The 12,065-nt window shown below is 61.4% G+C and carries 8 protein-coding genes and 1 pseudogene; 6 read left to right on the top strand and 3 right to left on the bottom strand.

The window, feature by feature from the left end; all coding sequences use genetic code 11:
• Positions 1–161: 161 nt before the first annotated feature.
• From IFT60_RS15275 to IFT60_RS15260, 4 genes are all read left to right on the top strand, one after another.
• Positions 162–1,298 (top strand): PQQ-dependent sugar dehydrogenase, encoded by a 1,137-nt coding sequence (locus IFT60_RS15275; RefSeq protein ID WP_192052986.1) that lies wholly within the window; start codon positions 162–164, stop codon positions 1,296–1,298.
• A gap of 26 nt (positions 1,299–1,324) precedes the next feature.
• A complete protein-coding gene (locus IFT60_RS15270; protein WP_192053129.1) occupies positions 1,325–1,597 on the top strand; it encodes a hypothetical protein in 273 nt (90 codons plus the stop codon).
• 179 nt (positions 1,598–1,776) lie between these two features.
• On the top strand, positions 1,777–3,360 hold the full coding sequence (locus tag IFT60_RS15265; protein ID WP_197986345.1) for a carboxylesterase/lipase family protein: 1,584 nt from the start codon (positions 1,777–1,779) through the stop codon (positions 3,358–3,360).
• A gap of 85 nt (positions 3,361–3,445) precedes the next feature.
• Complete coding sequence (locus IFT60_RS15260) at positions 3,446–4,777, top strand: pectate lyase family protein (RefSeq protein ID WP_192052984.1); 1,332 nt, start codon at positions 3,446–3,448, stop codon at positions 4,775–4,777.
• A 98-nt stretch (positions 4,778–4,875) separates the two neighbouring features.
• Here IFT60_RS15260 and IFT60_RS15255 read toward each other — a convergent pair whose 3' ends face one another.
• Positions 4,876–5,448, bottom strand: a complete 573-nt coding sequence (locus IFT60_RS15255) for a hypothetical protein (RefSeq protein WP_192052982.1) — start codon at positions 5,446–5,448, stop codon at positions 4,876–4,878.
• A 140-nt stretch (positions 5,449–5,588) separates the two neighbouring features.
• Between IFT60_RS15255 and IFT60_RS15250 the strand changes: the two are divergent.
• Positions 5,589–7,016 (top strand): annotated as a pseudogene (locus IFT60_RS15250) (IS1182 family transposase); the annotation flags it as partial.
• 280 nt (positions 7,017–7,296) lie between these two features.
• Here IFT60_RS15250 and IFT60_RS15245 read toward each other — a convergent pair.
• On the bottom strand, positions 7,297–7,824 hold the full coding sequence (locus IFT60_RS15245) for a hypothetical protein (protein ID WP_192052980.1): 528 nt from the start codon (positions 7,822–7,824) through the stop codon (positions 7,297–7,299).
• Between the two features lie 1,301 nt (positions 7,825–9,125).
• Here IFT60_RS15245 and IFT60_RS15240 point away from each other — a divergent pair.
• Positions 9,126–9,389, top strand: coding sequence for a hypothetical protein (locus IFT60_RS15240; RefSeq protein WP_192052978.1), 264 nt, complete (start codon positions 9,126–9,128; stop codon positions 9,387–9,389).
• Positions 9,390–9,460: 71 nt separating this feature from the next.
• Here the strand turns inward: IFT60_RS15240 and IFT60_RS15235 are convergent, their stop codons facing one another.
• Entirely contained in the window at positions 9,461–11,905 is a 2,445-nt protein-coding gene (locus IFT60_RS15235; protein WP_192052976.1) for a DNA polymerase II, read from the bottom strand.
• Positions 11,906–12,065: the final 160 nt, after the last annotated feature.

Genomic DNA, 12,065 nt, shown 5'->3' with positions numbered 1-12,065 from the left:
ACCGGCCGCCACCAACGCAGCGTCTCCAATGCGAGTTTTGCTCTACACTTCCTGGCATCCCTTTGGGCAGACGGTGCCGACGCATATTTCGCGCGCGTGGGCAACGGGTGCGCACCGCCTCGACAACCTGGCATCAATCCGCGAATGGAGATCTGGAAAACATGAATTTAAGCATGCTCGGCCCTGCCACCACTTTCTCGCTCACCCTGCTCGCGTTCGCCGCCGCCCCGGCGGCCGCAAACGCGCAGGCCAGTGCAACCGCGACCGGCGGCCTGCCTTTCGAGGTCAAGCCGGTCGGCACATTCAACAGCCCATGGGCCATGGCATTTCTGCCCAACGGCAACGTGCTGGTGACGCAAAAGGAGGGGGCGCTGATCCTGTTCGATCCGGCAACCGCTACCAGGCGAACAGTGTCCGGCACACCCGCCGTCAGCAGCAAGGGCCAGGGCGCGCTGATGGACATCGTGCCCGCTCCCGATTTCGCAGCCAGCAAGCTGCTCTACTTCAGCTACTCCGAAGCGGGTCGCGGTGCCGACACCCGCGTCGTGCTCGCCACGGCGACACTGGATCAGGCAGGCGGCACGCTCAAGGATACAAAGGTCATTTTCCGCAGCCAGGATGCGTCGACTGGTGGGCACTATTCGGGCCGTATCGGCTTCTCGCCGGATGGCAAGTATCTCTTCTTCACCAGCGGCGACCGCCAGCTTTTCGATCCGGCGCAGGACCCCAAGTCACCGCTCGGCAAGGTGCTGCGCCTGAACCTCGACGGCACGCCAGCTGCCGGCAACCCGCTCGCGGCCAGGGGCTTCCATGCAGCCGTCTGGTCGTATGGCCACCGCAACCTGCTGGGCATTGCCTTCGACAGGCAGGGGCGCCTGTGGGAAATGGAGATGGGACCGCGCCATGGCGACGAGATCAACCTGGTCAAGCCAGGCCTGAACTATGGCTGGCCGAAAGCTTCGAATGGCAACCACTATGACGGCCGGGACATCCCGGACCACGCGCCCGGCGACGGCTTCGAAGCCCCGAAAGTGTCCTGGAATCCGGCCATTTCACCAGGCGGCCTCGCCTACTACGATGCGGACCTGTTCCCGAAGTGGAAAAATTCCCTGTTCATCACCGGTCTCTCGGGCAAGTCGCTGGACCGCATCGCCCTCGACGGCGAAAACGCGAGCAAGGTGGACCATTGGGACATGGGCGAACGCATCCGCGCCGTTCGCACCGGGCCGGATGGCGCGCTATGGCTGCTGGAGGACGGTCCGCGCGGCCGGCTCCTGGTGCTGACACCGAAGAGGTAGGCCAGCGGGAACTGCGTGGCGCGGGCATGTCCGATTTGGCGGGGCGTGGACGTAGCGTAGCCAGACTCGAGGACGCCAGCGCGATAGGCGTCGACCTCCTGATCACCGAATTCGACGTCAACGACCGCCGCCTGCCCGCCGACATTGCGGGCCGCGCTGCCGGCGTTGCGGCCGCCGCGCGCGACTATCTCGACCTGACGCTGTCCTATCCGCGCCCCCGGACACGTAAGGTGGGCGGCTCCGCCGCCCACGCGTTCAAGCACACGCCGGGATCGCGCGAAGTTTCATCGGCTGCTTGAACGCGTAGACGCGACGGCCGCTACCAGCACCGCACTCAGATCAATCGCTCACCATATTGATCGATCGCCCCCTGGACCGGCGCAATACGTCGGCTAGCATGGGCGACCATGTCGCGCCCTAGCCGGATCACCTTCCCGCCAGGCGCGAGACCCCGCCCTCATCGTTACGCCAGCCTGCCATGACCGAACCGATCCGCCGCGCCTTTCTCCGTCAATCCATGTTCCTCGCCTCCGGCATGCTGGGTGCAAGCGCCTGGGCCGCTACCGCAGCGGCGCCGCTCGCGCGCACCCGCCACGGGCAGGTGCCCGGCTATCGCGACAATGGCGTCAACGTCTTCAAGGGCGTGCGCTATGGCGCCGATACCGCGCCGCGCCGCTTCATGGCGCCGCTGGCGCCGCAGGCCTGGAGCGGCGTGCGCGACGCGTTGGAGCACGGCCCGTCCAGCCCGCAGTCGAGCCGCGAAGACGCGACGGGCGAAGATTGCCTGTTCCTGAACGTCTACACCCCCGCCCTGCGCGACGGCCTGAAGCGTCCGGTCATGTTCTACATCCACGGCGGCGCCTACAACAATGGCTCCGGTTCGAGCCCGCTGTACGACGGCGTGCGCCTGTGCCGGCGCGGCGATGTCGTTGTGGTGACGGTGAACCATCGCCTGAATGCCTTCGGTTATTTGTACCTGGCGCGCCTCGCCGGCACGGGCAGCCCTTACGCCGACTCGGGCAATGCCGGCCAGCTCGACCTGATCCTGGCGCTGCAATGGGTGCGCGACAACATCGCCGAGTTCGGCGGCGACCCAAGCAACGTCACCGTGTTCGGCCAGTCCGGCGGCGGCGCCAAGATCGCCACCCTGATGGCCATGCCCGCGGCCGCCGGCCTGTTCCACCGCGCCGCCACCATGAGCGGCCAGCAGGTGACGGCCAGCGGTCCGCTCAACGCCACGCTGCGCGCCCAGGCGCTTCTCGACGCCCTCAAATTGCCGCCGCAACGGGCGGGCGAGATCCGCAGCATGCCGTACCAGCGGATTGTCGAGGTGCTGGGCACGCGCGATCCCGTCCTGCCCTTCGGCGGCATCTCGTTCGCGCCGGTGCTCGACGAGCGCAACCTGCCGCGCCATCCGTTCTACCCCGACGCGCCGGGCCAGTCCGCCCACATCCCGATGATGATCGGGAACACGCACGACGAAACGCGCGCCTTCCTGGGCGGCGATCCCGCCAACTTCGCGCTGACGTGGGAGGCGCTGCCGGCCAGGCTGGCATCCAACATGCGCGTCGATATCGAACCCGAGACGGTGATCGCCGCCTACCGCAAGCTGTACCCGGGCCTGTCGGCGAGCGACCTGCTGTTCAAGATCACCACCGCCTCGCGCTCCTGGCGCGGTGCGATCATCGAAGCCGAAGAGCGCGCCAAGGCCGGCACGCCCGCCTTTGTCTACCAGCTGGACTGGGCGACGCCGAAAGACGGCGGCAAGTTCGGCGCGCCGCACGCGTCCGACATCCAGCTGGTCTTCGACAACATCGCCAAGCCCGGTGCGACGGCGATCGGGCCGCAGGCGCAGGTCATGGCCGACATGATGAGCGACGTCTTTATCGCCTATGCCAGGAGCGGCGTCCCCGCCGCCAGGCAGTTGCCGCGTTGGGAACCGTACGATCTCGCGCGGCGCCAGACCATGATCTTCGACGTTCCGGCGCGCATGGAAGACGATCCGCGCGGCGCCGAACGGCGGCTGTTCGCCAAGGTGCCGTACGTCCAGCCCGGCACCTGACAGGTCCAGCCAATCTTTCCTCTCTGGTCCAGCCAGACGGAATTGGTTGTGTCATAATTTCTGCACAACAAAACTGGAGACCACCATGCGAAACTCGTTGCGCCTCGGCGCGCTGGCGCTGGCCTGCAGCTGCCTGCATGCCCAGGCAGCTGCGCCTTCCACGCCTTTCACCGATCCGGGCCCACTGTCGCGCGCCGGCATCGACGCCAAAGGCTGGGCCGACACGACCGGCGGCGCCGGCGGCAAGATCATTCGCGTGACCAACCTGAACGCGGCCGGCGCAGGCTCGTTCGCTGACGCGGTGGCCGAAACAGGGCCGCGCATCGTCGTGTTCGAAGTGGGCGGCGTGATCGACCTGCAGGGCGCGAGCATCCGCATTCGCGAACCGCACCTGACGATCGCCGGCCAGACCGCACCCGATCCCGGCATCACCGTCATCCGCGGCGAATTCGGCGTCGCCACCCACGACGTAATCGTCCAGCACATCGCGGTGCGCCCCGGGGAATTCGGACGCGCAAAGAAGAGCGGCTGGAACGCCGATGGCCTCTCCACCAGCGCCGCCGACAACGTCATCGTCGACCATTGCAGCTTCAGCTGGGCCACCGACGAAAACCTGTCGGCGTCCGGGCCGCGCTTCAATGGCGCGGGCGTCGAGGAATGGCGCCAGGCGACCTCGCGCCGCATCACCTTCAGCCACAACATCGTCGCCGAGGGTTTACGCGATTCGACGCACAACAAGGGCGAGCATTCGAAAGGCACGCTGGTCCACGACAACGCCAACCGGGTGCTCATCTACGGCAACCTGTACAACGCCAACCACGAGCGCAATCCGCTGGTCAAGGGCGGCGCCCACGTGGCCGTCGTGAACAACCTGATCCACGACTTCGGCGCCCGCGCGATCCACTACAACCTGATCGCCCACGAATGGGACACGCACGCGCCGCAGCCCGGCATCGTGACCCTGGTCGGCAACGTGGCGCGCGGCGGTGTCGACACGCTGCCGGGCGTGCCGCTGTTCAGCCTGGGCGGCGCCGGCGACGTCAACCTCTACCTGCGCGATAACCTGGCGGTCGACGCCCACGGCAAGCCCTTGCCGCAGACCGGCAGCTATACCACCTCCGGCGCGCGCATCGTCGAAGCCAGAACGCCCTACCTCCCTCCCAACCTGAAGCCGCTGCCGAGCGCCCGGCTGGAAACCGCGATCTACATGAGCGCGGGCATGCGGCCGTGGAAGCGCGATCCGATCGACTTCAAGATCATCTCCGACGTCGCCGAGGGGCGCGGCCTGATCGTCGATTCGGAAGCGCAATCGAGCGGCTACCCCAACTATGCGGCGACGCGCCGCGCCTTCGATCCGGCTGCATGGAACCTGGCCGACATGTCGCCCAAGGCGGGCTGGGATTCGCTGTTCCGGTAAGAGCAAGTTCGCTCCCACATGATCTGGTGGTGTTTTCAAAGCCTTGGCGGAATCGCTTCGTGAATGCGCTGCCACGCTGGACCCAAAGCGGACACAGACTACATACGGGCAATCCAGTCTGCAAATTCCTTTGCCAATCCAATGGGGTTGGCCGATTGGGTTTGTACGGCAATCTTGTCGTAGTATTCAAGCTCATGCACGACAACTGGGATCGGACAGGAAAACTGCTGCTCGATGACCCCATTTTCGTGCAGCGCTTGAGCGATCCGAACACATGCGTCCACGAAGTAGGCGGTTATGTCGCTTCCAATCTGCATGCATCGATCAAAGTCGGCTTCCTCATCTTCGTCCGTGTACCAAAGGCTTCGCGACCTCAAAAGCTCTTCTAGCAGTCGTGCGTCCTCCGTCTCAGGCACACCAATGAACTCCAGTTCGTTCTGGAGCCAGAATGCGAAGTTCCATTTCGCTTCTTCAACACTGGATGCAGAGGCTGCGCTGTCCACCACATGCTTCAGGGTGTTGTAGCCCACTTGGAGAACGGGATAACGTGGATCGTCGTCATTGTCGTAAACGAAGAATGACAACGCGTATATATCTGGGACGGCAGATGGATCGATGTCCGCTAACGCAGCGCAAATTTTCTTGTAAGAGAACTGTTCAAAATCATTCATAGGCGTTCTTTGCTCGTGCTGTCGTGTAGGTTCGATGTAATTGCGGCCGCTTCTGGCCCAGCCTGTGTAAAAACGCAGGCCGATGTAAACGAAACCGGTCCGCTAAACGTTGAGGAAGTATCTCATCACTGGGGTGCCAAATGAAGCGCTTTATCGAAGGCGAAGAACGCGGGCAAGGCACGCTGCTGCCGGAGCATCTGGACGACTACGTGACTGACGATAATCCGGTTCGTGTAGTCGATGTGTTTGTCGAAGAGCTTGATCTTGCCAGCCTCGGATTCGGGCGCGTGCACCCGGCGAAGACGGGACGACCGGCTTACCATCCCGCCGTGCTGCTCAAGCTTTATATTTACGGGTACCTCAACCGTATTCAATCGAGCCGACGGCTGGAGTGCGAGGCCCAGCGCAACGTCGAGCTGATGTGGCTGACGGGACGCTTGGCGCCGGATTTCAAGACGATAGCGAACTTCCGAAAAAATAACGGCAAGGCGATCGGCAAGGTTTGTCGGCAGTTCGTCGTACTGTGCCAGCAGCTGGATCTTTTCTCGGATGCGGTCGTCGCGATCGACGGCAGCAAGTTCAAGGCCGTCAACAGCAGCGACCGCAATTTTACAGATGCAAAACTCAAGCGCAGGATGGCGGAGATCGAAGCGAATATCGGTCGCTACCTGGCAGAACTTGATACGGCTGACCGGCAGGAGCCAGGCACTGCACAGTCGAAAAGCGTTCGTCTGAACGACAAGATCGCAGCGATGAAATCTCAAATGGCTACGCTTAAGGAAATTGAAGCGAAGCTGATAGAGACTGGCGAAACGCAGATCTCGCTTACCGACCCGGACTCGCGCTCGATGATGACGCGCGGCTCAGGCATCGTTGGCTATAACGTGCAAACTGCAGTCGACGCCAAACATCATTTGATTGTCGAACACGAGGTAACCAATAACGGCAGCGACCGCGATCAGTTGTCTGGCATGGCCAAGAAAGCTCGTGCTGCAATCGGCACGGCGACACTGACAGCAATTGCGGACCGCGGCTACTTCAAGGGCGAAGAAATACTGGCCTGTCATGAAGCAGGCATCTGCACTTTGGTACCACCCACGAAAACCTCAGGGGCCAAAGCCGACGGCCGGTTCGACAAGGCCGACTTCATTTATGACCCGTCAAAGAATGAGTATCGTTGCCCGGCGGGCGAGTCCCTGATATGGCGTTTCGCGAGCGTCGAAAAAGGCATGACAAACCACCGCTATTGGAGCTCCAACTGTAAGGGCTGTCTACTCAAGGACAAATGCACGCCGAGCGCGCAGCGGCGAGTGACTCGATGGGAGCACCAGAACGTGCTCGACGACATGCAGTTACGTCTCGAGCAGGCGCCGGACGCTATGCGAATTCGGCGCTCGACTGTCGAGCATCCGTATGCGACGATCAAGGCATGGATGGGAGCGACGCATTTCCTGACAAAAGGTCTGGAGCGTGTGAAATCCGAGATGAGTCTGCACGTGCTCGCCTATAACTTCAGGCGCTTGATTGCGATTTTAGGCATTGAGAAGATGCTGGCAGCAATCCGGGCGTACGCCTGTTTTCCGACGCTGCACGCCCTGTTTGAAGCGTTTTCTGTGCTGCCATTGATGAAGCTGCCCAAATGGGACTATGCGGCCTGGAACGCCTTGGTATTCTCCAGAATGAGCGTTGGCGCGTACAAATCGGCCGCTAGTCCTTTATTTTGAGTTTTTACACGGGCTGGGCCGATTGCAGACTTGTTGTAGCGTCCGCTCCCGACCGTAATCGAACTGTCGTGCAGATGCTCAAGTCAGGCGGCGATAGAAAACTGTTTCTATTGATACATACATATTAACTGAATTTAATTTCTCTCACGGTGAATCGGGATTGAAAGCCATCGTCGTCATAGACGGAACGGGTGATATAGCGTGCATAGTCATCCAGATACCAAATTTCTGCATTAATTCCAAAGGACGTCTTGCAAAGAAAGACTGTCGCATTCCCTGTCAGCTTGCTATGAATGATGTTTGCTGGAATTCGTTCAGACGGTGCGCATTCTTCCACGGCTATTTCCCCACTTGGTTCCTTGATTTCCAGCGTGAAGGCTGAATCCCCGGAATACAAGCGTCCATTGATCAGGCGAACTTGGTTAGGCGCAGCAGCAATAACCCCGTTTTGAAATGGAGCGCGACTATTCCAGTACAAGACTGAACCTCTACCGAACAAATCTATACCTGCCTCCGTGAACCCTGAGTGGCTATGAGTAAAGTAATTGAGCGCTGCCGGTAATGTCGAGAACCGCATGAGCGAATGCTTCTCAACATTTCCTTCTCCAGAGATTACGCCAAGCTCCAGTTCGGAAATTTCTTGCTTTATCATAGGCCTCTCCGATGCGAGCAAAGAGGCCGATTTAAACTGAATACTCTCGTTAATTAATAGCTCCTTTGCAACACTAAGAGAAAGTGCTCTTGACGGGACTCGCGTCCCTGAAAATTGAACGTCAGAATTAGATTTTCCAGCCTCGTGCAATTCATTAGTCGAGCATCCGAAAAGAGTCGACATAATTATCAGCGTCACAAATACACCCGAGCTTGCAGTTATCTCCATATGTTTAATATTTCTCTTTGACGTGAGTTAAAAATACTTATCGGGTTGAACGGCCTACTTGGAAGCCCTTTTGGACACGCGAGAAAAATAAAGCTTACCGAATATCTATACAAGGGATAAAGGTCCGCTTCTGATCGATTGCGGACGGCTTGATCAGAATAACATGTTGCCGAATCGAAAAATTTCGTAGAGTGGCAAGTACGTCCGCTATCGACCCGATTGCGGACCTATTGTAGCGTCCGTTTACGACCCGGATCAAACGGTCAATCCGCTGTAGCACGGGCAGGATGATCGACCGGAATGATTGAAATCGGCACATCGGAAATCGGACGCGTTGGCATTACCAAGGCGCGATCAACAAGCTCCTCATCCGACATTGGCTCAAGACACTCGGCTACGAGCCGCCTGGCCTGGACAGGGTCGGGGCACCCAGCCCAGAAATCGATTAAGGTCTTTTCGATTGTTTGTTGGGTTAGACCATGCGCTTTAGGCTGACTTATCGATTTCAGCTTTCCCAGCAACTCCGTCCTGCTAAGTTTTCGGTCCATTGTTGTCGTTGATTATGCGCTGCGTTAGCGGAATTTTTGCACTAGGGTTGATTAACCCATTCTGGCCGGATGCCGCCGTTCAGAATAGCTCAGTGTACGACCTTGTCGTTCTGACCACAAGAAAGGGTTTTATCAAACGTCCTTGGTCCGTCGGCCGGTCAATGAAGCGACGATGGTGCTTCGGCGGCTCCCCAGTGCCTGCACGAGTTTCGCGTCGCGGCCGCGCGCTGCCCAGCCTGCCATTCCAGGCCCGATGCCCGACCATTCGTATCTCCGGTGCAACATCGCTAGCGTGCGCAGCTACTGTACGTTTATACAGTATGATGGCTTTCGTTCGGTGATCGAGAAGAAGCGGCAGGACGACGCACTGCTTGGCCAGATCCGATGACGCCACTGTTCCATGCGATTTTCCACACGAGCCCGGCGGCACGCACTCGCATCAACTCGTGACCCGGAATAGTTGCGAGGAACTTGCAATGAGCGACACGACCGGCTTGTCAATAACTTATTCACAGAGGATGAACAATGAATTTCACACTACATTTTCTGGAACACGACGTTTCGATTGCTGAGGACACATGGACCGCGTTGGTCACGACAGGTAGCGATGCGTCACTTGCGAATGTCCGGGCTACCATCCTGGGCATCCTGGAGCGAAACGGAACCTTTTCCCTCGAGGACAGCAATGACCAGGTCGTACGCCGTATCGAGACTGCCGCCGAATTCGAAGGATTCATGCAGGAAGTCGAGATGCAGCGTACCCAGTTTCAACAGGAGCAGGCGCAATAATATCCATTGCATGATGCGTGGTGCGGCCGGCATGCGCGGCCGTGCCAGCGCCAGCGAATCCGTCAATAGCGTCAGAACAATGCGCCCTGCAGGCTGGTAAGGCGTGCAAAACTGTCGCCGACAAACGGTAGGATGCCGTCGGCGACGGGTTCGAGCTGCTTTGCCAGGTAGTGTTCGTAGTCGATCGGCGAGCGCTTCTCTTCCCAGGCTTCCAGCGGTTGCGGCCCGGCGGTGGTCATCAGGTAGCGGATCCAGCCGCCATTGCGGTATTGCGCGCGCCGGCCCCGGGCGATATGGAAGTCGTCGGCGATGCGGGCGGCGCGCACGTGGGGCGGCACGTTGCGCTCGTATTCCTGGAGCGGCCGGCGCAGGCGCTTGCGGTAGACGAGCAGGTCGTCGAAGTCCCCGCGCAGGGTGCTCGCCACGTAGGCGCGCACGTAATCTTCATAGGGTTCGCGCCGGAAGATGCGGCCGTACAGGCCCTGCTGGAACTGCTGCGCCAACGGAGTCCAGTCGGTGCGTACCGCCTCCAGGCCCTTGTACACGATCTCCTCGCCACCACCGGGCGTGCCGGCCAGGCCGGCATAGCGTTTCTTGCTGCCTTCATCGGAGCCGCGCACGGTCGGCATCAGGAAGCGCCGGAAATGGGTGTCGACCTCCAGCTCGAGCGCACTGTCGAGCCCAAGCTCCTCGCGCAGGTGCGTGCGCCACCAGCCATTGACGTGCTCGACCAGTTCGTGCCCGATGCGCAGCGCGTCAACGTCGGCATGGGGTTTGGCACCAGTGTCGCCGAGCCACACGAAGGTGGAGTCGGTGTCGCCATAGATGACCTGGTAGCCGCGCGCCTCGATCAGCGCGCGCGTGCGGTGCATGATCTCGTGGCCGCGCATGGTGATCGAGGAAGCCAGCCGCGCATCGAAGAAGCGGCAGCCGGTGGTCCCGAGCACGCCGTACATGGCGTTCATGATGATCTTCAGCGCCTGCGACAGCGGCTGGTTGCCGGCGCGCTTGGCCGCCTCCCGGCCCTCCCACACGCGCGTGACGATGCCTGGCAGGCAGTGCCGCGTGCGCGAAAAGCGCGCGCCACGAAAACCCGGCACGGTGTCGGGTTCAAGCTCCTCCAGCCCCGCGACTAGCCCCACCGGATCGATCAGGAAGGTGCGGATGATCGACGGATAGAGGCTTTTGTAGTCGAGCACCAGCACCGAATCGTAAAGGCCCGCGCGCGAATCCATGACGAAGCCGCCCGCGCTGTCAGCGCCGGGCACGTCGCCGATGTTGGGCGCCACCCGGCCCAGGCGGTGCATCAGCGGAATGTAGGCGTGCTCGAACGCGGCAACCGATCCGCCGCTGCGGTCCGCCGCCAGGCCGGTGACACTGGCGCGCTCCAGCAGGAAGGCCATCAGGTTGGTCTTGTCGAAGATGCGGGTGACCAGCTCGCAGTCCTTCAGGTTGTAGCGCGCCAGCGCAGGCTTGTCCTGCGCGAACATGCGGTCGATGGACGCCATGCGGTCGTAGGGATTGTCGATCGCCTTGCCCTCGCCCAGCAGGCTTTGCGCCACGTTCTCCAGGCTGAACGAAGGAAAACTCCAAGTGGCCGAGCGCAACGCCTCGATGCCGTCGATGACCAGGCGGCCGGGCAGGCACGCGAAATAGCGCGCTTCCCTTTCAGTCCCTCGTTCCGTCCCGGCCTTGGCATTGGCGTTGTTCCGCCACTCCATCGACGTGCCGCCGCGGCCGATGCGCAGCGGATGCCCCAGGCGTTCGGCGTGCTCCTGCAGCACGCGCAGGTCGAACCCGATCACGCTCCAGCCGATGATGGCGTCCGGATCATGGCGCGCCATCCACGCTTCGAGCTTCTCCAGCAAGGCCAGGCGCGTGTCGCAATATTCCAGCTCGAAATCGAGCCCGGCTGGGTCGCCGTTCGGCGGCCCCAGCATGTACACCTGGCGCTGGCCGCAGCCTTCCAGGCCGATCGAGCGCAACTCGCCCTGCATGGTGGTTTCGATGTCGAGCGAGACGGTGCGCAGCCGCGGACGGTAGCCGGGCGCTGGTTTCAGGTATGCGTCCAGCAGCAGCGCGGGGTCGCCAGGGGCCGGCGTGCCCGCAAACGCCACCGGCGCCGTGATGAAGCGCTCCATCAGGTAGCGCTCGGGCGGACGGATGTCGGCCTCGTAGACGTCGATCCCGTGCTCGCGCAGGCGCTTCTCCAGCCGCAGCAGATGGCGGTAGTGGCGGCAGTACAGGCCAAGCACGGGACGCCCGCGGAAGTCGCACAAGGCGAGCGGACGCAGTTCGACACCGCGTTCGCGTTGCAACAGGCTCCTCGCCGCCGCCTCCTGCTCGGCCGGAACAAAGGCGACCGCCTCCGCCACCGGCAGGCGCAGGCGGCATGGACCGTCGTCGGTGGCGAGCCAGAGCTCGACCTCGACGCCGCCGGTCCCATCGGCGCCGTTATTGACAACATCGTGCCAGTGGCGCGTCAGCAGGAAGCCCTGCCTCGCTGTGTCACTCATGGGTAGTCATGGGATGCGATGCAATACGATGCGATTCACCGGGCCAAAGGCGGCAGTATATCAAATCCCCTGGAACGCCCTGGCAAAGCGGTTCGTCATACCGCAGCGACAGTCGGCACAGCTAAGCGTGCCCGGCTATTGCCTGGAGGATGACCGTAAA

Origin of the sequence: Massilia sp. CFBP 13721 (genome assembly GCF_014842025.1) — a bacterium.
Lineage (GTDB): Bacteria > Pseudomonadota > Gammaproteobacteria > Burkholderiales > Burkholderiaceae_D > Telluria.
Note: the sequence above shows the minus strand (reverse complement) of the source record. Positions and strands in the feature narration are given on the sequence as shown.